Annotated in this window: 22 protein-coding genes; 13 read left to right on the top strand and 9 right to left on the bottom strand. The window is 44.1% G+C overall.

Annotated elements, in window-relative coordinates:
* The first annotated feature begins 243 nt into the window (after positions 1–243).
* From aspT to R7041_RS01800, 6 genes are all read left to right on the top strand, one after another.
* Positions 244–1,959: an aspartate-alanine antiporter gene (gene aspT / locus R7041_RS01825; protein ID WP_206949655.1), complete on the top strand. Its 1,716-nt coding sequence runs from the start codon at positions 244–246 to the stop codon at positions 1,957–1,959.
* A gap of 95 nt (positions 1,960–2,054) precedes the next feature.
* Complete coding sequence (locus tag R7041_RS01820; protein ID WP_206949656.1) at positions 2,055–3,650, top strand: bifunctional aspartate transaminase/aspartate 4-decarboxylase; 1,596 nt, start codon at positions 2,055–2,057, stop codon at positions 3,648–3,650.
* Between the two features lie 125 nt (positions 3,651–3,775).
* On the top strand, positions 3,776–4,633 hold the full coding sequence (pdxY, locus tag R7041_RS01815; protein WP_005377109.1) for a pyridoxal kinase PdxY: 858 nt from the start codon (positions 3,776–3,778) through the stop codon (positions 4,631–4,633).
* A 210-nt stretch (positions 4,634–4,843) separates the two neighbouring features.
* Positions 4,844–6,013 carry a patatin-like phospholipase family protein gene (locus R7041_RS01810; RefSeq protein ID WP_054579567.1) on the top strand — a complete coding sequence of 390 codons (1,170 nt, stop codon included), beginning with the start codon at positions 4,844–4,846 and terminating at the stop codon, positions 6,011–6,013.
* A gap of 17 nt (positions 6,014–6,030) precedes the next feature.
* Positions 6,031–6,459 carry a hypothetical protein gene (locus tag R7041_RS01805; RefSeq protein ID WP_047102715.1) on the top strand — a complete coding sequence of 143 codons (429 nt, stop codon included), beginning with the start codon at positions 6,031–6,033 and terminating at the stop codon, positions 6,457–6,459.
* A 142-nt stretch (positions 6,460–6,601) separates the two neighbouring features.
* Positions 6,602–7,510 (top strand): LysR family transcriptional regulator, encoded by a 909-nt coding sequence (locus R7041_RS01800; protein WP_017634569.1) that lies wholly within the window; start codon positions 6,602–6,604, stop codon positions 7,508–7,510.
* A gap of 301 nt (positions 7,511–7,811) precedes the next feature.
* On the opposite strand, the gene R7041_RS01795 is transcribed toward R7041_RS01800, so the two are convergent.
* The 5 genes from R7041_RS01795 to R7041_RS01775 all read right to left on the bottom strand — a co-directional run bounded on the left by R7041_RS01795 (position 7,812) and on the right by R7041_RS01775 (position 12,906).
* Complete coding sequence (locus R7041_RS01795; protein WP_206949657.1) at positions 7,812–8,963, bottom strand: ABC transporter permease; 1,152 nt, start codon at positions 8,961–8,963, stop codon at positions 7,812–7,814.
* The gene (locus R7041_RS01790) at positions 8,960–10,126 is read right to left on the bottom strand and encodes an ABC transporter permease (RefSeq protein ID WP_206949658.1); all 1,167 of its coding nucleotides are present in this window, start codon (positions 10,124–10,126) and stop codon (positions 8,960–8,962) included. Before R7041_RS01790 ends, R7041_RS01795 begins: the two co-directional genes overlap by 4 nt.
* 22 nt (positions 10,127–10,148) lie before the next feature.
* Positions 10,149–11,129: an HlyD family secretion protein gene (locus R7041_RS01785; protein ID WP_206949659.1), complete on the bottom strand. Its 981-nt coding sequence runs from the start codon at positions 11,127–11,129 to the stop codon at positions 10,149–10,151.
* A 3-nt stretch (positions 11,130–11,132) separates the two neighbouring features.
* Entirely contained in the window at positions 11,133–12,548 is a 1,416-nt protein-coding gene (locus R7041_RS01780; RefSeq protein WP_206949660.1) for a TolC family protein, read from the bottom strand.
* Positions 12,549–12,678: 130 nt separating this feature from the next.
* A complete protein-coding gene (locus R7041_RS01775; protein ID WP_005377125.1) occupies positions 12,679–12,906 on the bottom strand; it encodes a hypothetical protein in 228 nt (75 codons plus the stop codon).
* Between the two features lie 476 nt (positions 12,907–13,382).
* Here R7041_RS01775 and R7041_RS01770 point away from each other — a divergent pair, with 476 nt between their 5' ends.
* Both R7041_RS01770 and R7041_RS01765 read left to right on the top strand, forming a co-directional pair.
* Positions 13,383–15,002, top strand: coding sequence for a sensor histidine kinase (locus tag R7041_RS01770; protein ID WP_033906179.1), 1,620 nt, complete (start codon positions 13,383–13,385; stop codon positions 15,000–15,002).
* Complete coding sequence (locus R7041_RS01765) at positions 14,999–15,685, top strand: response regulator (protein WP_017821355.1); 687 nt, start codon at positions 14,999–15,001, stop codon at positions 15,683–15,685. The genes R7041_RS01770 and R7041_RS01765 overlap by 4 nt, the downstream gene beginning before the upstream one ends.
* A 91-nt stretch (positions 15,686–15,776) precedes the next feature.
* Here R7041_RS01765 and R7041_RS01760 read toward each other — a convergent pair whose 3' ends face one another.
* Positions 15,777–17,912, bottom strand: a complete 2,136-nt coding sequence (locus R7041_RS01760) for a TonB-dependent siderophore receptor (RefSeq protein ID WP_064368466.1) — start codon at positions 17,910–17,912, stop codon at positions 15,777–15,779.
* A 99-nt stretch (positions 17,913–18,011) separates the two neighbouring features.
* A complete protein-coding gene (locus tag R7041_RS01755; protein WP_005387160.1) occupies positions 18,012–18,977 on the bottom strand; it encodes a helix-turn-helix domain-containing protein in 966 nt (321 codons plus the stop codon).
* A gap of 537 nt (positions 18,978–19,514) precedes the next feature.
* On the opposite strand from R7041_RS01755, the gene zwf reads away from it, so the two are divergent.
* The 4 genes from zwf (at position 19,515) to R7041_RS01735 (ending at position 23,971) form a co-directional block, all read left to right on the top strand.
* On the top strand, positions 19,515–21,017 hold the full coding sequence (gene zwf / locus R7041_RS01750) for a glucose-6-phosphate dehydrogenase (protein WP_064368465.1): 1,503 nt from the start codon (positions 19,515–19,517) through the stop codon (positions 21,015–21,017).
* The gene (gene pgl / locus R7041_RS01745; protein WP_017634562.1) at positions 21,014–21,730 is read left to right on the top strand and encodes a 6-phosphogluconolactonase; all 717 of its coding nucleotides are present in this window, start codon (positions 21,014–21,016) and stop codon (positions 21,728–21,730) included. Before zwf ends, pgl begins: the two co-directional genes overlap by 4 nt.
* Before the next feature lie 38 nt (positions 21,731–21,768).
* Positions 21,769–23,217: a decarboxylating NADP(+)-dependent phosphogluconate dehydrogenase gene (gnd, locus tag R7041_RS01740; RefSeq protein ID WP_005377160.1), complete on the top strand. Its 1,449-nt coding sequence runs from the start codon at positions 21,769–21,771 to the stop codon at positions 23,215–23,217.
* 226 nt (positions 23,218–23,443) lie between these two features.
* Complete coding sequence (locus R7041_RS01735; RefSeq protein ID WP_033906174.1) at positions 23,444–23,971, top strand: hypothetical protein; 528 nt, start codon at positions 23,444–23,446, stop codon at positions 23,969–23,971.
* A gap of 10 nt (positions 23,972–23,981) precedes the next feature.
* Here R7041_RS01735 and R7041_RS01730 read toward each other — a convergent pair whose 3' ends face one another.
* Positions 23,982–24,185 (bottom strand): hypothetical protein, encoded by a 204-nt coding sequence (locus R7041_RS01730; protein WP_005377162.1) that lies wholly within the window; start codon positions 24,183–24,185, stop codon positions 23,982–23,984.
* A 578-nt stretch (positions 24,186–24,763) separates the two neighbouring features.
* On the opposite strand from R7041_RS01730, the gene R7041_RS01725 reads away from it, so the two are divergent.
* A complete protein-coding gene (locus R7041_RS01725; protein ID WP_005377165.1) occupies positions 24,764–24,901 on the top strand; it encodes a hypothetical protein in 138 nt (45 codons plus the stop codon).
* 61 nt (positions 24,902–24,962) lie between these two features.
* On the opposite strand, the gene R7041_RS01720 is transcribed toward R7041_RS01725, so the two are convergent.
* Positions 24,963–26,729 carry a sigma-54-dependent Fis family transcriptional regulator gene (locus R7041_RS01720; RefSeq protein ID WP_206949661.1) on the bottom strand — a complete coding sequence of 589 codons (1,767 nt, stop codon included), beginning with the start codon at positions 26,727–26,729 and terminating at the stop codon, positions 24,963–24,965.
* Positions 26,730–26,787 lie beyond the last annotated feature (58 nt).

Here is a 26,787-nt window from a genome sequence, read left to right as displayed (position 1 = left end):
GATGTTCATTTCAGACCACTAAGTTATTAAATTTTCGACAATTATTGTTCAATGTTTGCGTTTGAATATGCGAAGTGATGGTTTCATCCTTCAAATGGGATTACGAGTTGTGAGGTTTTGTTTCTAATATTCGCTTCGAAGCAAACGAGATGCTTTTTAAATTAAATAATCCAACAAATATGAGTGACAGATTATTCGTTAGATTATTTGAGTTTTATATTTATTAGTAAGAGTAAAATTGTCATGGAAATTATTTCTAACCTTTTTTACATGGCACCATTTGTTGCTCTCTTTATTACGCTCTCTCTCGGTTATATGGTAGGTAAAATTACCATTGGTCGATTTGTTCTTGGCGGTGTTGCGGGAACATTATTAATGGGTGTAATTATTGGGCAATTTGGTGTTCATATTGATCCCGGCGTAAAAAGCATTTTCTTTGCGCTCTTTATTTACGCAGTAGGGTATCAAGGTGGTGCGCAGTTCTTTAAAGCATTGAACTTTAGAACCATCAACATTCTACTTTCTGCTGTAGTGATGACGGTTTCTGGCCTGCTTTGTGTACTAGCAGCAGCTTGGATGTTTGATCTAGACAGAGGTACGGCAGCAGGCCTTGCAGCTGGTGGTTTGACTCAATCGGCAATCATCGGTACAGCGGGTGATGCGATCGCACGTCTTGGTGGTGTGACAGAAGAAGCGAAGCACCTAATGCAGACCAACGTCGCAGTAGGCTACGCGGTTACGTACATCTTTGGTTCGCTTGGTCCAATTCTGATGGTGACATGGGTATTCCCAACACTGATGAAGTGGGATATCCGAGCAGAAGCGATTGCGCTAGAAGAGAAAAATTCAAATGGTAAGCGTGATTTAGCGCCGGGTGAGTTCAACGCTATCACAGCGCTGGTTACACGAGCATTTAAAGTGAGCAAAGATGGTGGGCTAGCAGGCAAAACCTTAGCTCAGTTAAACCAACACGCTCTAGCTGCTTGTATTGAATTGATTCAACGTGATGGCAAAGTGCTAGAAGTGGACAAATTCACAGCACTGAAAGAAGGGGATGTCATTGTTGTAACTGGTCGTCGTAATGCGGTACATAAGCTGCAAGATGGTTTGGCTGACAACGAGATTGCACTTCCAGAAGGCTATGAAGTTATTGAAGAAAACCGTCAACTGATCGCAGACAACCGCAAACTGATTGGTAAGTCGCTGCAAGAGATTAAAGAGGCTTCGAACCAAGGCTCTATGCGCGGTATTTATGTGACAGACTATATTCGTGAAGGCAACTCAATTGAAATGACGCCGGATCTTGTGGTGAAGAAAAACGACGTCATCCAGCTTACAGGTACCGCAAAAGATATCAATCGCGTTGAGAAAAACATTGGTCAGCGAATGGGCTCAGCAAACGTGACTGACTTAATCGTGCTTGGTATGGGCATGGTGGTGGGCCTATTAATTGGTCTAATCAGTTTTAAGATTGCTGGTATTCCCGTCACTATCGGTTCTGGTGCAGGTTGTTTGATCTCAGGTTTGATCGTCGGTTGGTTGCGTAGCCGCAATCCGCATGTTGCTCAGTTTCCTGTGGGTGCCGCGAACTTTATTCGAGATTTCGGTTTGGCAGCATTTGTAGGCATTGTTGGCCTTGAGGCGGGGCCTCAAGCGGTCGACACCATCAAAGAACACGGTATGTCTCTGTTGTTCCTTGGCATGGGTGTAACGATTATCCCTCAGATTATTTCGTTCTTCTTCTCATATTTTGTATTGAAGATTAAGAACCCGGTTGAAGCACTTGGCTGTGTGACAGGTGGACGAAGTGCGAACCCAGCATTCGCGGCTTTAATGGAAAAAACAGGTAACGCAACGCCAGTATTCTCATTCACTGTGACTTATGCAGTCGCCAATGTACTGCTTACCCTATGGGGTCCAATTATTGTCGGCATTATTACTTTAAACGCAGGCATGTAATTTAAATAAATTCGAACACGCTTATCGCCTAATTAAATAGGCGGTAGGGGAAGTATTATCCAAATTTTACTAAATAATAGATTCAGGTAAATATTATGACTACGCAAAACACAACAATTGATTTTTCAAAATTTGCAGATTTAAGCCCATTTGAATTAAAAGATAAACTAATTGAAGTGGCACAAACTGTTCCTGACCGCGCGTTATTAGATGCAGGTCGTGGTAATCCTAATTTTCTTGCGACACTACCACGTAAAGCGTTCATTCGTTTGGGTGAGTTCGCAATATTGGAAGCCGAGCGCACTTATTCATACCTAGATGGTGGTTTCGGTGGCATTCCAGATGGTGTGGGCATTGTTGAACGCTTCGATACGTTTGCAAGCAAGAATAAACAAGACCAAGGCGTACAGTTCTTGGAAAAGTCGCTGAGCTACGCAAAAGACCGTTTGGGTCTAGAGAAACAAGCATTCTTGAATGAACTGGTTAACGCATACCTTGCATGTAACTACCCAGTGCCACCACGTATGTTGACGAACATCGAAACCGTTGTGAAGCAATACATTGCAGAAGAGATGTACGGCCCAATGCCAATGACAACAGACTTCGATCTGTTTGCAACGGAAGGCGGTACGGCGTCTATGACGTACACCTTCCAAACTATGTTCAACAACGGTCTATTGAAGAAAGGTGAAAAGGTTGCGCTAATCACTCCAATCTTTACGCCTTACCTAGAGATTCCAGAACTGAGTGAATACGAACTGGAAATCGTTGAACTACGTCTGGATGAGACAACATGGCAACTGCCGATGTCTGAAATCGAAAAGCTTGCAGATACAGGCATCAAACTGCTTTGTGTTGTTAACCCGGCAAACCCAGCGTCTGTGAAGTTCTCGGATGAGACTCTGGATAACCTATCAAATTTTGTGAACAACGAACGTAGCGACCTGTTCATTGTGACTGACGATGTATACGGCACATTTGCGGACGACTTTGTCTCACTGTTTGCAAAACTGCCATACAACACGCTTTGTGTGTATTCGTTCTCTAAGTACTTCGGTGCAACAGGCTGGCGTTTAGGCTCGATTGCGATTCAACACAACAACGTGTTTGACGATGCAATGCGTAGCCTTCCTGAAGTGCGTCAACTTGAGTTGGACGATCGTTACAAAACGCTGACTCCGGAACCTCGTGAGATCAAGTTTATTGACCGTATCGTTGCCGACAGCCGTAGCGTAGCGCTTAACCACACAGCAGGTTTGTCGCTTCCTCAACAAGTTCAAATGGCGCTGTTCTCATTGAATTGTCTGATGGACTCAGAGAAAAACTACAAAGAAGCATGTAAACGCATCATTCGCGAGCGTTACAAAACTCTGTACAAAAACATGGGTGTAGAAATTGAAGAAAACAAAGATCGTGTGGACTACTACACACTGCTTGAGCTCGACACTCTGGGCGGCAAATTGTACGGACCAGCATTCGTTGAATGGTTCAAAGCGAGCGAGAAGGGCAAAGACTTCCTGTTCCGCCTTGCACATGAAACCGGCGTTATCCTACTTCCAGGCCAAGGCTTCGATGTAGTGCATGCATCAGTTCGAGTTTCGCTAGCAAACCTTACTCACCACGAATACGAGCTTATCGGTCGTGCAACACGCAAAGTGTTGGATGAGTACTTTGCTGAATTCAAAGGCTAATGAATCCAGCCTGATTAAGAATAAGCCTCGGCGTTGTCGAGGCTATTCCGACCAAATAAGCACAGTGCGCGGCATTGTGTTTATTTAGTCGCCAAGCTAACAAACTTCCCTATTAAGAGTGACTTATGAAAAGCATTATTTCTATTCAATCTCATGTGGTTTATGGCCACGCCGGAAACAGTTCTGCAGTCTTCCCAATGCAGAGAATGGGCCTCGAAGTATGGCCAATTCACACGGTTCAGTTTTCAAATCACACTCAGTACCAGCAAGGTTGGACTGGACAGAAGTTTGGGGCAGATGAAATTCATTCTCTAATGAGAGGCTTAGATAACATTGAGAAGTTAGGCGAATGTGGCGCGATACTGTCCGGTTATCAAGGCAGCGCAGAGCAATGTCGAGCGGTGGCCGAAGCGGTAAGTTTAGTCAAATCGCGTAACCACAGCGCGCTTTATGTGTGTGACCCAGTTATGGGTGATCCAGACAAAGGTTGCATTGTGGCAGACGGTGTCAAAGAAGCGATAAGCCATAGCTTGTTGCCCATCGCTGATGTGATTGTTCCTAACCAGTTTGAACTGAGCGAGTTAACAGGTGTGAAAATTGACTCTCTTTATGATGCGGTCACTGCATGTAAAAAAGCCCTAGAGCTGGGACCGAAAATGGTATTGGTGAAACACCTGCATGCACTAACAGATGACGCCTTCAGTATGATTTTAGCCACGCCGAAAGCAAGCTATTTGGCCCAACGCCCTAGTGTTGAATTTGCTATGCAGCCAGTCGGTGTCGGTGATTTGATTTCTGCGATTTTTACTTCTTGTTTGGTGAAGAAGATGTCTCCTGTCGCAGCCTTTCGTCATACACATAACGCCGTTTACGGTGTATTGGAGATCACCAAAGGCTATGGCACATGGGAGCTACAGACGATCAATGCCCAATACGAATTTGTCGAACCGACGCATGAGTTCAACGTCGTGAAAATTGCTTAGCGCAGTACCTAATTAACGGAGAAGCGTAAAGTTAGCATATAGAAACTTGGCATAATTGCTTTGATGGATAGCATCCTACAATCGCGATTATGGGGTTTAGCCGTGCCTAGCTATAGTAACTCCACACAACGAAACGGACTTCATTTTGACCCAATTAACTTCAAACTGAGTCTCTGGTCATACGCCAGAGAACATTAAATGAGACTGATTATGAATCGTTTAATTTCCTCTGGTGTGACGGTTGTACTTTCGCTGCTGATAGTAGCTTGTAGTTCACCCCATACGCTGGATGTTCGTGTTTCTCAAAGCAACTATAAAGATGTCGAGATCGCGAGTTCGACACCAAATGAGCCACTTCGAATGTGGGCCAATGAAGCGCCGGATTTTCTCTACTCAGCGCACAATCAAACCACACCGATCAAAGTAGAGGGTGAACAGCTCAATATTTTGGCCTTATCGGGTGGTGGCGTAAACGGCGCATACGGGGCCGGCGTTTTGATGGGGCTACAGGAAAAGGGGGAGCTAAAAGATTATGCCATCATTACTGGAGTCAGTGCTGGTGCCCTAATCGCTCCTTTTGTTTTCATTGGCGGTGATGCGATGCCAAAGATGAAAGAAGTCATGCTCAACATCAATGATAAGAATATTTTGGGTAAGAAGAACTTCTTAAATACCCTGTTTAAGGACGCGTTTACCGATGGTGAGAACCTCTATGATTTCATCGCAGACGCTTACCCTGAGCCCATGATCGAGGCGATGGCGCAGCAACACCGCAATGGTAAACGCCTCTTTATTGGCAGTACCCATTTTGATTCAGGCGAACTGGTGATTTGGAATATTGGTGCGATTGCGAACAGTGATTTAGCGGACAAATCTGAACTGATTTACAAGGTGCTTGCTGCGAGCGCATCGATCCCTGGTGTTTTCCCTCCACAATTTATCGATGTTGAACATGATGGAGAAACTCTTGAGGAGTTACACGTAGATGGTGGTCTCGCAGCGCAGGTGTTCTTTAATCCGTCTAACTTCAACTATCAACAAATCTCAGATGCTTTGGGGTTAGAAAAAGCGCCTCAGTTGGATGTGATTCGCAATGGTGCGTTAAAAGCGCCGTATCGTCCACTAAAAGACAAAGGTTTGGACTTGGTATCGAAAAGTGTCTCAAGCCTTACGCTAGCGCAAACTCGTGGTGATCTCTATCGAATGAAATACATCAGTGAAATCAACGATATCGAGATGCAGTTTACCTACATTGATCAAGATTTCAGATACGCCAAAGTAACGAAAGATATGTTCGATCACCGCTACTTGCTGACGATTTACGAATATGGATTCAAAAAAGCCACCCAAGGGCAACTTTGGGTAACTGAACTCCCTTAATACAGGAAAACGATACAATGAAAAAAGCCGTTCTTACACTCATGATGCTTACCGCTTCCGCGACTGCATTCGCCCAAAGTGGAGCCCATCTTGACCAGCAAAAAGTGGATAGTGATATGCAGCAACTGTCTGCAATCAAAGAAGAAGGTGCAGCCTTTATTATGATTGACGAGAACTCGAGTTACGTGGCGGTCGAGTTCGTGGGAAAGTGGGAAGAGATCAACAACTATGTGTCACACAAAGAAGCGAAACAACGTAAATTGGAAAAAGTGAACAAGCAGTTCGTGTACTCTCAGGTCGGTGAAACGTTGGAGTCACTTGAGCAAAAAGTCGTTGACCACATTTACGCTGATCAACCTAAATATTTCAGTGTCGATGTCTACCGCGATTACCATGGTGACTCAGGAGAATTCAACTATTTAGCTCGTGTCGTTGAGTACAACTAAGTTAGAGAAAACCTACTGAAGCTAGTAGGTTTTTTTGTGTCGTCGAGAAGGAATTCAAACGCAGATTGTTTCCGTTACCAAGTAGCAATTCTACGATCTTGTGGTAATTTAATTAGATAACTCTAAAAAGTAAGCACAACCTATGAATTTTAGTTTTGAACAACTTCTCGCGTTCGTAACCGTTTATGAACAGCTTTCGTTTAGTAAGGCGGCGGTCAAACTCAATAAGCACCGAACCACAATAGGGCAGGTGATTACCAATCTTGAAGACCAACTGGCGGTCAACCTGTTTGAGCGAGTGGGGCGCTCGGTAGAACCGACAGAAGATGGTCATCTTCTTTACCACTATGCTAAGCAAACCATCGAACAAGCACGTACTTTCGATAAAGTCGCATTAAGTCTAGCTTACGGTGGGTTAGAGAATGTTAGTATCGCCTATTCAAGCGCTATACCACACCGTTTTCTTGTATTGCTTCGTATTCAATTAGCAGCAGATTTTCCGATGATGCGAGTTAACTTTCTTGTTCGTAATCGCAACGAAATTAAAGAGGGTTTACAGAATGGTGATTATCAATTCGGTATTGTCAATGTGCATGATAGTCGAGCAATACATAGTCTGGATGCGACGTTTTTAGGTCATTTTGAATTTGTTCCTTTCGTCCAGAAAGGTGGTGAACTCGCTTCTATGGCACCAGATCGAGTATTGACAGCCTTGAGGAATAGTAAACAATTTGTACTGCGGTCTCTTATTGAAGAGGGAATGGGCGAAAAAGTCATCGTAAGTTCGAACCATGAAGAGGTCGACCAATTGGCCCTTGTAGTGAAAATGGTTGAAGCAGGTTTAGGATGGGCGATTCTCCCCAGAACGTTTGCCCATTCGGAGTTTTCTAATAATCATATAGAGCCAGTGGAAGCTTCTGAATTATTGGAAGGTTTTAAGTTTGGTTTTGGCCTATGGTGCCAACCCTCTAAGCAAGTCGGTGATGTAAAAAATTCAATCATGAAGGTCGTTACAGAATACCGAGAGAAAATAATCCGTGATATGACTTAGCGGCGACATGTATCCTGCTCATCCCTATCAACAACAAGACTCAATGTGAGTCTTGTTTTTTTGTGTCTGAAAAACGTTATCGTTCTAGCGAAGAGCTAATGTCTATTGGAAGGATATAACCCTCTATATGAGAGTATGGAGTCCATAGTTTTTGGCTTAATCTAACCTCGCTCAATTAACCTCGCTCAATGGGTAAGCCCAGAGCAAAAAGTGTTTTTACCATATGTCCGCTGCAAGGACGCAGATTTTCAGCCGGGTTTAGTTACCCGGCTTTTTTTATAGTAATAAAAAATGTCAGCTGTCACCCCAAGCTCTCTGTTACAACTGGCTTGTTACTTCGCTTAGCAATCCAGTACGCAACGTTACCCCAAAGCACAGTGAGTGCCCAAAGTGCTGTCCAATGTGGAGCGACTTGTTGCCAGGTTGCCCCCATTTGGTTTAGTGCTAAGAAAGCTTTGATCGCCCAAGTGCTTGGGCTTAAATCAGCAATCCATAGTAAGGGAGTAGGTATGGCTTCAATCGGCCAAATAAAACCAGCCAAGAAAATGAGCGGCATAGAGCTCACTAGGACGACTAAGGTGACAAGTTCACGCCGAGGTAATAAGTAACCTAGCCAGAAGCCTAGTCCGCAACAACCTAAAAAGAACGGTAACAACATAGCCAGTAATTCGCCCGCGTTGGCGATATGGTTTACGTTTAAGCGTTCGAAGCTAAAACCAAAATAATAGGCGCCGAGTAAATAATAAATTGCCACAAATACTAACGTTCTCACAAGCAGCAGCGATCCCGTTGATACTTGTGACCAATAGCCACGACCATGACGCTGTGTTCCCGTTTGCAATCCAACCGCCATGATCAACGTTTGTTGTAAAATCAGAACAAATACTGCCGGCACTACGTATTCGATGTAACCCATGGTTGGGTTGAACGTCGGTTTCATATTAAGCTTAATAGCAGAGTAATTATGGCTAGCCATACTCATGGGCACACCATCTATCACCATTTTACTGACTTTCACTTGGGCCCCTAATGTGCCTCCCGCTTGGGCCAATCCTTCTACCACGGTTCCGTACACGAGAAAATACGAGGCGTCCGCAGCGTAGGCCAGAGTCGGGCTTTTACCTAGCATTAGGTCTTTGTAAAAGTGTTCTGGTATGACTAAAAAACCGGTGATCTCTCGTTGTAAAAATGCTTGCTTTGCATCGGTAATCGTATGAAGTCGAGTGACTACGTTGACTTGTGGGGTGGCATCAACCATACGTTCCAGCTTTAAACTCGTCTGACTACCATCTAGATTAACAATCGCGATTGGTTGTTCACGAGGCGTTTGTTGTGCATAAGGCAAAGGGTATAAAAACGAGTAAAATACGACACCACCAAACACGGTCAACGTAACGACTGGATTGGTTAGAACGGCCTTAAGTTCCGCTTTAATCAGTTGCCACAATGTCATACCGCCTCCTTCGCTTGGCGTGTTGATGAAGCTGTTCGATGTTTACCCATCAAGGCTGCGGTAATGAGCAGAGGCATAACGTAACCAATCATAGGCCATAGCGAGCTTAAAGATTGCGCGGCCGATGCTCCATAGTTTGCTTGACTCACTTGTACTTCAATGTAATGGGTAATCGGTAATAATGAACGCCATGCATAAGCGAGCGTGTTCATGTCAGAAACTGGGAATGTAATTCCCATGAACGCGAAACTTGGAGCCGTAAACGCGCCAGCAAAACTCATCGCACGTGCGGGATCCATCGACAAGAAGAAGAACAACGCTCCCATAATGATACAGGCGATAACCGTCGCCAATTGTGCTAGTAGCATAACCACAAAACTGCCTTCCATTGGCCAATCAAGCACGGAACAAAACCAGTACAAGAACAACGCACCTTGCGCCATAAAGACCGGAATGTACTGACTTAATAGGGTAGTGAGCCTGGCGTATGGCTTTTCGCCCAAAAATGCAAATCCATTCTTTCCACCATAAATGCGAAAGTGCGCGGCAAGAATCAAAATAGTGCTTACTACAATACATATTTGCCAAATGGCTGGCACGATAGCCGTTACCAAAAATTGTGCGTAGTTATTGTTACGGTTAAATAATGCGGTTATTTGTGTCGACACGGGTACAGCTTGTCCAGCCGCTGCTAACGTTGTGGTGTTACCCTTAGCCAAGTTTCCCATTACTTCAACCTGAGCGTCGAAATAGCCTTGTGCTTGCGCAACGGCAGAGTTGATAAGCTTCGCTACCAAAATGTACTGACTATTGTAAAAGACAGAAAGTTGAGGTTGGCGGTGTTGGAGAATATCTTGGTCGAACTTAGATGGGATGACCGCGTAAGCGTAGATATCGCCTTCAATCATCGCATTTTTTGCTTCGCTTGCACTGGTGTAGTGATAGTTAACAGCCAGACTCGACGACGCATCCAAAGATTGAATGAGCTTTCGAGAAAGTTGGGAATGTTGTAGATCAACCACACCGATTGGCAGATCCCGGGCAATGCCCGCAGAGAATACTCCCCAAATCATCATCGCGAGCAAAATCGGTATCCAAGTAAGGCACGAAAGCAACCACTTGTCTCGTCGTAAGATATGCCGCTGTGAAATCTTAATCGTCATAGCATTAACCTAGTGGTTGTGATTAAAGTTCAACGACAACACTCATTCCCATACGCAGTTCAGGTTCGGGTTGAGCTGGACGAGCTTCTACTTCAAAGGTACGAAGATCAAAACCTTGAGAAGCATCGGTTGCTCTCCACGTTGCAAAGTCACCCATAACGGCAACATGCGTTACTTTGAACTCAACATTTTTGTTTAAGGCAGGCAAATAGGCATCAAAGGTTGCTCCTTTTGTAAAGTGTTGAAGGTAATCTTCACGCACATTCAGTGTCGCCCATGCATCTTCTGTATCTATCACAGTAACTACTGGGAAGCCCTGAGGTGCTAATTCACCACTTTGAAGTAGAACTTGAGAGACTTCGCCGTCGAACCAGCTGTAGATCTGAGTATCTTTCGCATACGCTTCTACTTCGGCTACGGCACCTGATGCCATGCGCGCTTTTTCCGCCGCAGCCACTTTGGTTTCACTTCTAGCGCCTTCTTTTGCCATTTCGTACATTTGAAACGCGGCACTTTCTGTGTATTTCGCTGCTTGCCACTGAGTTAAAGCTTCATCGCGTTTTTGTTCTGCAACCACGCCATCGTTATAAAGGTTATTCACACGATTGTAGGTTTTTTCCATTAAATTCGCAGCGGCTTTGGCTTTCATCCACTGATCTTTTGCTGCTTGGATTTGTTGCTCACGTGCGCCTTTCTCAGCTTCTTGAGCTAAGGCGTCCGCCGCTTTTTCACCTGCTTTTGCTTGTTCTAACTTCGCTTCAATTTCAGGACTATGAAGGGTAAAAATAAGCTGACCTTTCTCTACATCGTCGCCTTTACGTACCATGACCTCATCAATACGCCCTGGGACTTTTGAGGAAATGCTGTATTGCTGGGCTTCAATTAATCCCTGTAAGCGGATCGGTTCTGGTTGATAGGCTTGGTAAAATTGATACCCAACCCAAGAGGCAACACCCAAAGCACAAAGTGAGAGTAAAACGGGTTTTAGTGATTTAGCTGCCATGATTTATTTCACCTCTTTGGATGTTGAAGCAGGGATATAAGCGGTATTTTGATATTGTTCGAAGCTGTTCATTTCACTGCTCAATGCGAGTAGCTTGGTTAAAGATATTAAATAGCGGAAACGCGCCGCTGAACGTTGTGTTTCTATACTCGCGACATAAAGTTGTGCATCCACAACATCCAGAGAAGACGACAGACCCTGAGTAAATGCTTTTTCACGCAAGCGCAGATTTTCGTTAGCGAGTTCAATGCTAGATGCGAGCCCTTGTACTTCATCAATGGCTTGCTGAGCCTCCAAGTATGTCTTTTGGACTAACAGCGATAAGTCTTGTTTGGCTTGGGACTTTAATGAGTCGACCTGCGAGACGACGCTTTGAGCGGCTTTGACTTTTTCGCTTCGCCCTGATGATTCAATCAGTGGAATGCTGACACCAACACCAACTAACCAGTCAGGCTTCATTTGGCTTGCGAGAGAATCGTCTTCATACAAGCTGTAGTCGCCGTAAAGATAAACTTCAGGGTAGTATTTCCCTTTTTCTGCTTTGATTAAGCTAGAGGCTTGTTTGTGTTTAGCGCTCAGAAGTTCTAACCCCGGATAGGTAAGCAACGTTTGATCGACAAAAGCAGTAAGAGGGGGAAGACTGTCGTTGATAAACAAAGATTCAGCGGGCTCTACGGCATCATCTTGTGCGAGTAATTTACCTAATGCAGCCTGAGCGATACTCAAATCGCTGGCTGCTTTACGTGTTTCTACAGATGCTTTATCTAAAGAAGCCTCGGCTTGCAGGCGCTCAACGTGCGCGATTTGTCCTTGCTCTTCAAGCTTAATGGCAAAATCTCGATGCTTTTTTAGCCCTGCTTCAACCGCTTGCCGCGTTGCGAGTACTTCCTTTGCCAGTACGACAGAAAAGTAGTACTTCGATAAATCTTCAAAACGCGCTTGTTGTTCCATTAGAAGCTGACTTTTCGCCTCATCCGTTTTGCCTTCTGCTGCTGATTGAGCCGCAGAAATTCGACCACCAGTAAAAATTGGCCAAATCGCACGAATAGACGAAGAGAAAATATCGCGCTCGGTTATGGTCGAAGTGGTATTAGCTAAGGCACCAAAAATAGGCTGAAAAGCAGGAGGTACGTTAATGTGTGCTCCTGTGCTGTCTAGGAGCTGTTTTCCCGAAAGCGTGATATCGGTATCTAAACGCGTGTAATTCGCGCCAATAGTAACCTGAGGTAAGTTGAGATTGCTGGTGGCACTCTCTTGGTATTGGTAGTTCTCGACGTTTGAGCGTTGAGCTTTGAGAGAATAGTTGTTTTCTAGCAATAGCTGCCATGCGGTATCAAAAGTGATCGGTGCCGCATGACAGGCAAGGGAAATCGAGCTGCTAAGTAAGCCCAGTATCCAAACCTTTCCTGTTTTTTTCATAATGGCTGCTTTGTCGTAGAGTATTAGCTCTAATATAAAGGATTCGTAACTGCGTGTTAAGTAGGAGGGAAAATTGGGCAGTAGTATGCGCCCAGTTATATTTGTGCTGGGCGCGGGAGATGTTACAAATTTATTTCGTATATGGACAGTGAAACTCCGCTCTCCACTCTAGCTGACGAGAACCTCGCATCGTATTCAATAGATCTTTTCCACTCATTTGAGGGAACGATAACAGGACTTTGAGATCAGAAGTACCGCCTCCGTTTTTTTCATAAGCCCTGACGTGTGTAAATGTTGAATACATATTCTCTGACAGCATCGCCTTATTCAGGCATATTCCAAAGGTATCGCGTTCCATGTTTGGTGTTCCTTCTAACTATAAATGCACCTCTGTTTATAGTTTTCCAGTTTTCAGATGGTGTCTAAGTGTTTGTCATATAGTCAGTATTTGTATTTTGTTTTATTTGTGTCCAAACCACTGACGTCAATGTTGAGCTTTTAATAGACTTCCAGCTTCACTGCTTTCAAACCGAAACTCTCATTGGTTTCGTTGATTAAAAATTATACGTTGTAAAGTCTAAAAACGCCTCAAAAACCGCTAAAATCGATGTGATCGCGATCATGATTTTAAGGGCAATTTATGTATGGAATTGAGTATCAGAGAGGAATGCTAAATTTGGTGAATGGTTGTAATTTTATGTTTCAGCTCGTCGATTAATTAACCGTAAACTCTGCGGTTTGTTTGCCTTCCTCACAGATTTATCACCGCGACAACGTCATGCTGTTAACTGAGTGTTAACGTTACGCTCAAGAGTGAATCACAAGGATGTATCAATGAGTTGGAAAACCATCAGCTTTCGTAAGCGGATGCTCATTATCATGACGCTATCGGGGTTGATAGAGCTGTTATTGCTTGTCGCCGCGGGGTTCACTTATCTCAAAATCAATCAAGAGCAAGAAATGGGAGAAAAAGCACTGGGTGTTGCCCGTTTTTTAGCGGACTCAGCGGTTGTTCGTGAAATGATCGAAACCCAAAACCCCCAGCCATACCAACTTCGCTTTCGAGAATTAACCGAAGCCATAGGTGCTGCATTCATCGTTATTGGCGACCATAAGGGAGTACGCTTAATCCACCCTGTTGATGAGCGGTTGGGCAAGCCAATGAGAGGTGGCGACAATCGTCGAGCGCTAGAACGGGGATTGTCTTATGTTTCGACGGCACAGGGCTCGTTAGGTTATTCAGTTCGTGGTAAAGCTGCGATTTTTGACGAGCAAGGGAACATCATTGGTGTGGTTTCGGTTGGCTATTTGCTCGACCGACTGCAAGACCGCATCGAACCATTTTTGGCCTTTTTGATTTTAATGGTCATCGTAGTTGTCGTCGCTAATGCCATTGTATCCAATTATGCGTCGAGAAAGTTTCAGCGCGCCATTTTAGGCTTTGAGCCTGAAGAGATAGGGCGGTTGTACGGCGAATTAGAAGTGACGATGAGCACCATCAAAGAGGGCGTGTTAAGCATTGATGCCCAAGGGATACTTCGCTCGATAAATCGTAGTGCCTGCCAGATTCTCGGTATTGATAGAGAATCAGCGCTCAATAAACCTTTGACTGACACGCTGCGTGATAGCGATCTATATACAGTATTAGAAAGCGGGCAGGAAGATCATGATATTGAAATATTCCTTAATCATAAGCGCCTGATTGCAAATCGCTCTCCAATTTATGTTGATGGAAAAATCGTGGGGGCGGTATCGAGTTTCCGTTTAAGGGATGAAATTAATGATCTAACCGAGCAGCTATCACAAACCAAGGAATATGCAGATTTGTTACGTTCGCAAACCCATGAGCATCGAAATAAGCTCAACACCATTAGTGGGCTAGTACAAATGGGTGAGCTTGATGCGGTGCAAAAGTTAATTGGACAAGAAACCGCACACTATCAAGCAATGATTGAGTTTTTAAGAGATACCGTTAAGGACCCGCTAATTGCAGGTATGTTGCTTGGAAAAACTGAACGTGCTCGCGAGTTAGGCTTACAACTGGTGGTTGAGGAAGGCAGTCGTCTGGAGCCCCTACCTGAGTGGCTAAATTCGGAAGACCTTGTCACAATTTTGGGTAATTTGATTGATAACGCTTTCGATGCCACGTTAACTTCAATTCGCGATGAATCAAATGTTGCGTCAGAACGCAGAAACATTGATGTGTCCGTTAGCGATTACGGAAATGAAGTGATACTTGAGGTGATAGATCATGGCTGTGGCCTCCCAAAAACAGTGGATCCACAAACATTATTTACAAAAGGCGTTTCGACGAAATCTCGTCAAAATCGAGGTGTTGGGTTACACCTTGTCAATCAGCTTGCTACTCGATATCACGGCCATGTTGAGATGATACCCAATACAAATTATGGGACAAGAATAACGGTGTACTTACCCAAGGAAGAACAATTATGAGTATGGCGACTCGCGTAATGATCATTGAAGATGATCTGGCTATTGCTGAGCTGCACCACAAATACTTAAGCCAACTGACAGGTTTGGAAGTGGTTGGAATTGCGACCACGAGAATGGAAGCGGAAATGCAACTCGACATTCTTAAGCCAGATTTACTATTGATGGATGTCTATCTTCCCGATGGCACAGGGCTTGAGATACTAAATACACTGCGTGCAAGTAACCAAACGTGTGATGTCATTTTGATTACAGCCGCAAGGGATGTCGATACGTTACAACAGGCGATGAGGGGTGGCGTTGTCGATTACCTGTTAAAACCAGTGATGTTTCCACGCTTAGATGCCGCACTGAAAAAGTATGTGTCCCAACGCCAACAACTAGACATCGTGGAGAGTTTGGATCAGAACCTCGTTGATAAAATGCTGCAGTCTCACGCCAATCAAGACAACTTGCCGAACCGATTACCAAAAGGGATTGATGGTGTAACCCTAGACAAGATCAGAGAGTTGTTCCCAAATGGCAGTGCGCTGACCGCTGATGAGGCAGGTGAAAAAATCGGAGTGAGTCGAACAACCGCTAGACGTTATCTTGAGTTTCTTATCAGCACTGGTGAACTAGAGGCTGATTTAAACTATGGCTCTGTTGGTAGGCCAGAAAGGTGCTATAAAAAAGTGACACGGTAGCGTTTATATTGATGCTCTATGCAAAATAAAAAGCGATGGCTTATTGTAGAAACCATCGCTTTACAAATTACTGCTGTTCCGCTCTAAGAGGTTAGAAGTTGTATTCTAACTTCGCTTCGATAGAGCGCTCAGCGCCAAACCAACAGTTATTTTTGTCGTAACAAGAATAGTATTCTTTATCGAATAGATTGCTTGCAGAAAGCGTGACGCTAGCCCCTTTCATTGATTCAGATACCGTTGAGAAATCGTAACTTGCTGCCAAATCAAACAAGGTGTAGTCCGGTACTTTTTGACTATTCTGTGCATCAATTTGTGCTTCTCCGACATAGCGAACGCCAGCACTGGTACGAAGGCCTGAAAGATTTCCTTCAAAGAAATAATTTGCCCATAGAGAGGCCGTTTGCTCAGGTACCCAAACCGGCGTTTTACCTTCTTGGTTGTAATAACTGTCCTCGGTAATCTCCATATCGGTATATGTATAGCCTAGAGTGAAATCAGCTTGTGCTGTGGCTTGCCATTTTGCCTCAAGTTCAATACCTTGTGATACCACTTCGCCCGCTTGATAGTTCGGTGCATAAGGATTATTCGGATCGGTCAAGATCGCGTTTTTCTTCGTAATATGGAAGAGTGCTAAGTTACCTGAGATATCACCAGATAATGGGGCGTATTTAAAGCCTAACTCCCATTGATGACCGGTTGATGGCTCAAATGCTTTACCAGAAGAGTCGGCACCCGCAATTGGCTCGAAACTTTCCGAGTAAGTAAGGTATGGCGAGAGACCAAAGTCTAGCTCATACAAACCACCGACTCGGAAAGATACGTTGGTATCGTCTAACTCTTCCTTGCTCTTGGATACTGTTCCTAGATAATCGCTAACGGCGTCTGTATTTGAATCGTATTTATCCCAACGAAGACCTGCAATCATTACAAGTTGGTCGTAACGAACTTGATCTTGGAAATAAACGCCAATCTGCTTCGTTTTGATATCCAAGTTTTGTTTGTATTGGAAATTCAGTGCATTACGATCAATGCTGTTGTGGTCAGGATTAAAAATGTCCTGAGTTAGCGAATACCCAAGCGTGTCTTTGTATTTTACATCTGAGTCTAGATACTGATAATCAAGCCCGAACAATAAGTTATGTTCAAAATTTCCTGTTTTAATGTAGCCCGATAGTTGGTTGTCAATCACAAAGGATTTGGACTTTTCATCGGTTAAATAGGCATTTCGACCAACGGTACGGTTATCCGCTTCAAGTGCACCGTTATATGTGTTTTCCTGATAGGCATCGGCGGTCATGTAGCGGGCATTCTGTAGAAATTGCCAATTGTTGTTAAAGTCGTGTTGGACTTTGTAACCCATCATCAGAACTTCGCGTTCGTAAGTGTTCCAGTCCTCATCCCCCAAATAGGTGCTTGGTGACATCGAGCCAAGTGGGTTTTTAATCACTGAGCCAGATGCAGGCACAGTCGTGTAGATACCTGCTGATGGATCATTTTGATAGTAAACATTCACGTTCACTAATGTGCTTTCTGTCGCTTGCCAATTGAAAGATGGGGCGAGTACATAACGTTCGTCTTCAGACGTATCGGCTTGACCATCTCGCTGTTTTGCCAGGCCGACGATACGGTAATCAACATTAGAATCACCAATTTGTCCTGTGGTGTCGAACGTCAGTTCTTTTAGGCTGTTAGTCCCAGTACTAATCGAGACAGAGTGTGAGGGTGTTGACTGAGGCGCCTTGGCGATAATATTGACCATACCTCCTGGTGGAATATTGCCGTAAAGAACAGACGTTGGCCCTTTAAAAACCTCGATTTGCTCAAGAGCAACGGAATCGACCTGCGGTTGAAGGTTCCAACCGTTGTACAGCAAAGGAAGACCATCATAAAAGTTGGTGTAGTTAATAAAACCACGAATATTGAATAGGTCAAGTCGGGAAACGGCACCGCCACGCAATTCTGTATTTACGCCAGGCGCGTAACGCAATGCTTCGCTCACCGAGTTTACGCCGCGTAGGTCCATGTCATCTTTAGTGATTACCGTGATCGCTTGCGGTGTTTCTTCCGGTTCTAAAACGGTTTTAGTTGCGGTGTTTCGGTATGTTTCTCCTAGCACCGTAATCGTTTCGTGTTGGGATACGCTCTCAGTCGCATTGGCGTGGCCAGCGAGCAATGCGGATACGACGATAGCAACCGCTGAACGATGAAATCGAATCGGACTTTCCATATTTATAAATTCCACTACTTTTTCTATTTATTGATAATGATTGTTATTTGTATTCTATATTCAAAGAAATAGGAAAAGTTAACAATTTGGTGCAAAACACTAATCTTTGGAACTTATTCTTCTGTTCTTAGGTTTTAAAGATAGCGAGTCGTTTGGCTCGACAGGAATCCAATACTGCATTTGTGCTTGTTCGCTATCAACATCATAACCTTCTGGATAAAGCTCTAACTCATAACCATCGATAGCATGATAATTAGAGTAGGGTAGCCAATGTAAAATAAACCATTCCAGCGTTGAGGCGAGCTCTGATGCTTTGCCTATGTGTGTAATGACGGCGTAGGTTTGCTCAGGAACAGCCAAGAGGTCTAACCCCGAGTTGGAAGAGTTCGTTGATCTTGGTGCGTTTGCTGTTGGACTGCACTCATAACCTGCCCAATACTCAAGTTGTTGGTTGTTTGAATACGCTTGAGTCACATCAATCACGCCAAAGTAACTACTTTCCGAATTGTTAAGGTTTTCAGATGAATAAAGACGTGACCAAAGTGACGGTACTTTGGATTGGAAATCGGGCGTAGCGGAAAACAATCCGTGAATAGGTTCATGATAACCAGCAAGTTCAAAAGCCGGTTTTGTTTCTATTCGAACTTCAATAAAGCGCTGATGTTTTTTCTCTTCTTCTGGTGTCTTACGCAGCGTCAAAGGTTGCCTCAACCCGGAGAGTTGTTGCGTTTTTCGATATTCGCGGGGGCTTTTTGAAAACATATTCCTGAACGCACGGCTAAATGCGTGTTCAGATGTAAATCCCATTTCTATCGCTATATCTAACGAGCGGTCAGAAGTATGGATTAAGCGCTCAGCCGCAAGGCTAAGTTTAAGCTCTCTGATGTAGTGAGCGACAGATACGCCAGTGTGTTGTTGAAATACGCGTTGCAGTTGCCAGCGCGACCAACAACTTGCTTTCGATATTTCATCTACGCTCAGAGTGCTGTCTAAGTTGGTGTGAATGTAGTCAAGCACCGATTGTATTCGGTTTATGGGATGTGGGTTAATGGCGCTTGATTTCATGGCGTTCTACTTTCACATTAATAGTGATTTCATTATCTTTAATTGAGTATCATTATCAATAGGATGATGAAATAAAAAGTAAGTAACACAGATCACGATAAAACTGTAATGGATTGCAAGGATGAGTAATTATTGTCCATATTAGAGTTTTTGCTTAAATTTTGGAGCGTTCAGATGAAACTTTTTTTATCAATAAAATACAATCGCTTATGACGTTTTGTGCAACTTATTTAAACGTTTGCACTGGCAAGTGTTGATGTAAATCAAATAGTCGTAGACAATATTGCCCCGTGTCGGACTCTCCTCCAGCGAGTACAGTGTGTACTTTTGAGACATAAGTGACTTAAATGACCTCAATACGTCGTGTTTCCAAGAATCGGAAATGCAACTTCTTGAGGTTCTTTGGGCCCATAGACTTTACCTATCAACGTAATAGGTAAGACCAATTTTCTATTTTGAGGTGCCATTGATAGGGTTGGCTCATTCTCTAGCCGTATCCGGGCACACAATAAGTACCTCGTTTTTAAGGGAAAGATGATGGTAATACCAGAAAACAGCAGCATCGTTATTTTTGGTGCTTCAGGTGACCTTACGTACCGTAAGCTCATTCCTGCTTTATACCACCTCTACGCGAACAAGCAGCTTCCAGAGAATTTTGCCATTCTGGGTGTAAGTCGCACTGAATACAGTGATGAGTCTTACCGCGCGAAGCTGAAAAAATCGCTTCAGGAAATGGAAAAGACTGAGCCAGAAACGCTTGATGCATTTATTAACCATCTGCACTACCAAGCAATTAATACTTCTGACACACAAGATTACGGTAAGCTATCTTCTCGCTTAGACCAACTTGCGGACGAATATCAATTCGAGCAACGCAATATGCTTTTTTACTTAGCAACCCCACCAAGTTTATACAGTGTGATCCCTGCAAGTCTTGCAGCACATGGTCTTAACAGTGAAGAGGATGGCTGGAAACGCCTGATCATTGAGAAACCATTCGGCTATGATCTTGAATCGGCGCGTATTCTGGACAAAGAAATTCACGAGCACTTCCAAGAGCATCAAATCTACCGAATTGACCATTACTTAGGTAAAGAAACGGTACAAAACCTACTTGTGCTTCGTTTCTCTAATGCGATGTTTGAGCCGCTTTGGAACCGTAACTTCATTGATTACGTTGAAATCACAGGCGCAGAATTCCTTGGCGTAGAGGAGCGTGGTGGTTACTACGACAACTCTGGCGCTGTGCGCGACATGTTCCAAAACCACTTGCTACAAGTATTAGCAATGGTAGGTATGGAACCACCAGCGCAAATCAATGCAGACTCGATGCGTGATGAAGTGGTAAAAGTGCTTCAATGCTTAAAGCCATTAGACGAAAACGCTCTGCGCAATGACCTAGTATTAGGCCAATACACGGCGTCTGAAGTTCGTGGGCAAAGCCTACGCGGCTACCGTGAAGAGCCGGGAGTTGCAGACGATTCTCGTACAGAGACTTACATCGGTTTGAAAGCGTACATCAACAACTGGCGTTGGAATGGCGTGCCATTTTACGTGCGTACTGGTAAGCGTCTTCCAACACGCGTTACTGAGGTGGTTATCCACTTTAAACAAACACCGCATCCTGTGTTTGGTCAAAACGCACCAGAAAACAAGCTGATCATTCGTATTCAACCAGACGAAGGCATTCAAATGAGCTTTGGCTTGAAAGAGCCAGGCGCAGGCTTTGAAGCGAAAGAAGTGAAAATGAACTTCCATTACGCTGACCTGCAAGAAACGCAAATGCTAACGGCATACGAGCGCCTTCTACTTGATGCTTTGAATGGTGATGCTACGCTATTTGCACGTAGTGATGCGGTGGAAGCGTGTTGGCAATACGTACAGCCAATCTTAGATTTTAAGCAAGATCCACAATCCCTCTTCGGGTACGCATGCGGCACTTGGGGACCTAAAGAGTCAGATGACTTGTTACAGCGTGATGGTCGCGCTTGGCGTTTCCCATGTAAAAACTTAACAGATACGGATTACTGTGAACTATGATCAACCATAAGATCTACCAAACAGCAGAACAGGTAGTTGAAAGCCTAGCTAACGATATGAAAGCGTTTAGCGAAATGGGCAGACCTGTTCACATCTCTCTTTCTGGCGGCAGCACTCCTAAAATGCTGTTTAAACTACTGGCTTCAGAGGCTTACGCAACCTCCATTCAATGGGAAAACCTCCACTTTTGGTGGGGTGACGAACGTTGTGTTGCCCCTGACGATGCAGAAAGCAACTACGGTGAAGCGAACACATTGTTGTTTAGCCAAGTAAATATTCCTGCAGAAAACATTCACCGCATCCGTGGCGAAGATGAGCCTAAAGCAGAAGCCGAGCGCTTTGCAAAAGAGATGGCAGAGGTGATCCCGAGTGAAAACGGCACACCTGTGTTTGACTGGATCTTATTAGGCGTTGGTGCAGATGGTCATACAGCTTCTCTGTTCCCTGGCCAAACGAATTATGATGATGCGAACCTATCTCTTGTGGCGTCGCATCCTGAATCGGGCCAACTTCGTGTGTCGAAAACCGCACGCGTATTAGAAGCAGCGAAACGCATTAGTTACTTAGTGCTTGGTGCAGGAAAAGCGGACATTGTTGAAGAAATTAACAGTTCACCAGCACACGCACTGCCATACCCAGCGGCTAAGATTCAAGCGAAATCGGGCCTAACGGAATGGTATTTAGATTTAGACGCGGCAGCAAAAATTGCTTAAGACGCTGCTCGTCGATGAAATAAAATTGGAGAGAAACAATGAAAGGTGATATCGGTGTAATTGGCCTAGCAGTAATGGGTCAAAACCTTATCCTAAACATGAACGATCACGGTTTTAAAGTGGTTGCTCACAACCGTACTGCTGCTAAAGTAGACGAGTTCCTGGAAGGTCCAGCAAAAGGCACGAACATCATCGGTGCATACTCTCTAGAAGAACTAGTAGAGAAGCTAGAAACGCCGCGTAAAGTAATGTTGATGGTTCGCGCTGGTGACGTTGTAGACAAGTTCATCGAAGCGCTAGTACCTCTGCTAGACAAAGGCGACATCATTATTGACGGTGGTAACACTAACTACCCAGATACAAACCGTCGTGTTGCTGCACTACGTGAAAAAGGTATCCACTTCATCGGTACTGGTGTATCTGGTGGTGAAGAAGGTGCGCGCTTCGGTCCATCTATCATGCCTGGCGGTGCTGCTGAAGCATGGGAAGCGGTTAAGCCTATCTTCCAAGGTATCGCTGCGAAAACTGACGCTGGTGAGCCATGTTGTGACTGGGTTGGTAACGATGGTGCTGGTCACTTCGTTAAGATGGTACACAACGGCATCGAATACGGTGACATGCAGCTTATCACAGAAGCTTACCAGTTCATGAAAGACGGTCTTGGTATGTCTGCTGACGAGATGCAAGCAGTATTCGCTGATTGGAACAAGACTGAGCTAGACAGCTACCTTGTTGAAATCACGGCTGACATCCTTGGCTACAAAGATGAAGACGGTGAGCCTCTAGTTGAGAAGATCCTAGACACAGCAGGCCAAAAAGGTACTGGTAAATGGACTGGTATTAACGCACTAGACCTAGGTATTCCACTAACACTTATCTCTGAGTCTGTATTCTCTCGTTGTCTATCTGCACTGAAAGACCAACGTGTTGAAGCTGAATCTCTATTCGGTAAGACAATCACTCCGGTTGAAGGCGACAAGCAAGAGTGGGTTGATGCACTACGTCAAGCGCTACTAGCTTCTAAGATCATCTCTTACGCTCAAGGCTTCATGCTAATGCGCGAAGCATCGAACGAGAACGGTTGGGACCTAAACTACGGTAACGTAGCACTAATGTGGCGTGGTGGTTGTATCATCCGCTCTGCGTTCCTAGGCAACATCCGTGATGCGTACGAAGCGAACCCAGACATCGCATTCCTTGGTTCTGATGAGTACTTCAAAAACATCCTACAAGGCAGCCTAGCAGCATGGCGTAAAGTAGCAGCGAAATCTCTAGAGTCTGGTATCCCAATGCCATGTACGATTTCTGCGCTATCTTTCCTAGACGGTTACACAACAGCTCGTCTACCAGCGAACCTGCTTCAAGCTCAACGTGACTACTTCGGTGCTCACACTTATGAGCGCATTGACCGTCCACGTGGTGAATTCTTCCACACTAACTGGACTGGTACAGGCGGCGACACAGCGTCTACAACTTACGACGTGTAATCGTTTTAAGTAAACCGACTAAATATAAAGATATAAAGGGATGCCCAAGTGGCATCCTTTTTTGTGTCTGTAAGATATTGGTAGATTTAAAAGTTACATTAAACGTTGATTCGTCACGCACTTCTCAGAAATGGGAGAGCATGCATTTGCTAGCAGTTTAATATTTCTCTTCGAAGAGTGAAGCTAAGCAGCTCTCTGCCGTCTCCTCAACTATAAGGTAATAGAAATGACACAACAGAAGCATCCATTTCACACAGCTTTCGTGTTGCTTATGTTCATATTACTGATTACTTACTCTATCTATCGCCTTTATCATCATTTCGTTTTCGAATCTCTACCGCTTCAGCTCAGTAGTGGTTTTCAAGTGCTCTACATTGATGCGTCATATGTTTTAAGTATCGCAAGCTTACTCTTATGCCCTACATTATTGGTCTATATTTTATTTGATCGAATGACTCAGTTAGTCAAAGTGCCGATTAAAGTGATAACTATAACAATTGTCTTGTCCCTTATCGTTGCTATTCCAGGTCAAATTTTTGAATTTGGGCGATTGAAGTATATTGCAGAAAGTAATGGTTACTCAGCGTGTCCACCTTTCACAATTGCATCAAGCGGAATGTTTGTAGAAGCTATGGTAAAAGAAGAAAAATACTGTATAGAACCAGAAATTAATCGTATTGGTATGTATGGTTATTTTCACGAACTCGAACGGATTGATAACTATATCAAGTCACACGGAAATGACATCCAATAGAAAAGAGCGCCTAGGCGCTCTTTTCAGTGGTCGTTTTCTTGTTTTGATAAAACCTGTCTTTTAGGTAGAGAATTGCACTGACCACAAGAGCCACTAAAGAAACAGTAAATAGGGCGTACATGCTGAGAATCCATGCGAATGTGGCCGTCAAGAATGCGATGAAGGAAAACATCCTGCTGAAAGACATCACATGGCCAAGTTTGTTACTTTTCATAAACGCCTCCCGAAGCTAAGTGGGGATAGACAATTGTGGTCATATGCCACACTTTTAATTGTCTGCTCTTTTGGGGCGTTTCACACAAAAAAGTGGCTAAAGATTTCTCAAAAAAGGTGAAATATTGAACTGGTAGACAAATCGTTAAACTGAGTTGCACAGATATGACTTCGGTTGTCTATCACTTCAAAGTTTTTAACTACGCAGATTAAGGGCATGTAGCGTTATTATTATCGTATTCGAACTCTACGATACACAATTGCAAGTGAAACTACACTCGTAAGCTCATCCCTGTCGTCAGTTACAGTAAAAGCTTTTTTCTCTTTTTAACAATACCTTAGTAATTATGGGCAATTAAATCCGTTTTTCGATCGAAACTCAGATTGCACAAAAGGTGAAAAAGAGTGCTAGGTAAGCCTTTAAACTACGCCTATAATTAGCGCCCACATGGAGGATGTTTATTATATGAACATCCTTTATTTTTTGAAACTAGCAACAAGGATCCAGTAAAACATGTTTTTCTGGTTTTGTTTACGTCGACCAAGAAGGTAATTAACACAGCAAATTGAGGTTCTAAGATGACTCTTAACAAGTACTTTGTTTTCATTCCAGCAGAATTGGAACAGGAAATGCACAAGGACAATCAAGTGATCTCTGAGAAGGAAACTCAACGTCAGGCATTAGTAAAACAGGCGCAACAACAAGGCGGCCTGTAAGCTAGGTTTCAAAGAGAAAGAGCACCGCAACGGTGCTCTTTTTGTATCTGAGGTCGTAGAATTAACTTAATATGCCAAGGCTTTTCAACTTTCTGTAAATGGTATTTCGGCTCACACCAAGCATACGAGACGTTTTGCTAATGTTCCCCTGATTGGCTTGATATGTTTTGAGCAACTTATCTTCGACGGTTGCACGCAGTTCTGAAGTTGGTTCAGCGGATGCTGCCCCTTCTTGAGCTTGGCTGAGTTTCTTACTTAGGTGGGCTGGGACGTGTGTGAGTTCCAATATTTCTTCACCTTGCGCCATTAAGGCGGATACTTTGATTAAACTATCGAGTTCACGCAAATTTCCTGGCCATGAGTAAGACAGCATCAGAGAAAGTAGGTGAGGGCAAAGCTGTTGTTCAGATTCGGCGTGACGTCGATGAATGTTCTCTATCAGTTGTCGTTTGTCATCACGTTCCTCAAAGCGAGGTAGCTCAATGATCAAGCCATTAAGGCGATAATACAAATCTTGGCGGAACAATCCTTCGCTGACCAAATGTTCCAGATCTTTATGCGTGGCTGCAATGATTTGCGTATCGACTTGAATACTTTGGTTTGAACCCACGGGAAGCACGGTTTTATCTTGCAATACATGGAGCAAGCGGCTTTGAGCTTCCAAGGGTAAATCCGCGATTTCATCCAGAAACAAAATCCCTTTGTGCGCTTGGCGAATTTTTCCCTGATAGCCTTTGCTGTTTGCGCCAGTAAAGGCACCGGCTACGTAGCCAAACAATTCAGATTCAACCAGATCTTTTGGTAGCGCTCCACAGTTGACGGAAACTAACGGTCCCGTTTTTCTCTGGCTGTTTTTATGGAGTGCTTTTACAAACTCGTTTTTGCCAACACCAGTCTCTCCGAGAATCAACAAACTGATGTCTTTATCGATGACGCGATTGGCTTGCTGCCAACAGTGCTCAACAGCGGAGTCGCCATAATGAAGATCATTGGACGCCGCTACAGCACGAGACTCGACCTTGCTATCTTTATCGGTAAGCGGTTTTGTTTTGAAAACGAAAGGGTGCTCATTTCCCCGAGTGGATAGAATGTCGTCTAAGGATTGCCCAATGATACTTTTTTGCGCAAAAAGTTGAGAGGCTACTTGATTGTGAGCCAAAACTTGTCCGTCTTCATTTGCAATGATAATTCCTTGCCAACCACTATTCAGTAAACCTTTTTCGCACGCTAAATCCACACGAATATGCCCTTGTGGAATCAAGTTAAGTAGTTGATTCTCCACTTGCTGGACCATGTTTTGTACTAGTACTTGCGTTGAGAAGTCATGTCTCTTTTGCTCGCTTGTAATATCTAATACGCCAATGAGGTTACCAAGATGATCGAAAACAGGATTAGCCGAACAGCTAATAAAACGATGGTGTTGGATAAAGTGCTGATCACCAATAACAGAAACGGGCTTTGCTTCAACCAAAGCTGTACCAATCGCGTTGGTGCCTTTGACCTTTTCTTGCCAGCATGCTCCAGAGCTTAGCGAGATTTCCGTTAACTTTTCACGAAATCTAGGCTGTCCCCAACTGCCGATGATGACACCATCTGAATCCGTCAAAATTAAGCGACTGTCGCTATGAGCAAATAGCTGATTAAACAAAGGGAGCGCAAATTGAGTGACTGCCTCTAGCAAAAAATTGAGTTGGTGACGCCTATCTTGGAGCGTCGCTGGCGTTACTCGAATATCTTCAGGGCGTCGACGCTGTTTTAAACCCGCTTGTTCACTTCTGACCCATGAAGTTGAAAGCCAATTGTTATCGCTAATATGTTGAAGTTCCATGACTGTACCATTTTGTCACAGTGAGGGTGTGCCATTTTGGAACACTTGAACATTGGTG

This window comes from Vibrio sp. 1751 (assembly GCF_033339895.1).
GTDB classification, from domain to species: Bacteria; Pseudomonadota; Gammaproteobacteria; order Enterobacterales; family Vibrionaceae; genus Vibrio; species Vibrio alginolyticus.
Note: the sequence above shows the minus strand (reverse complement) of the source record. Positions and strands in the feature narration are given on the sequence as shown.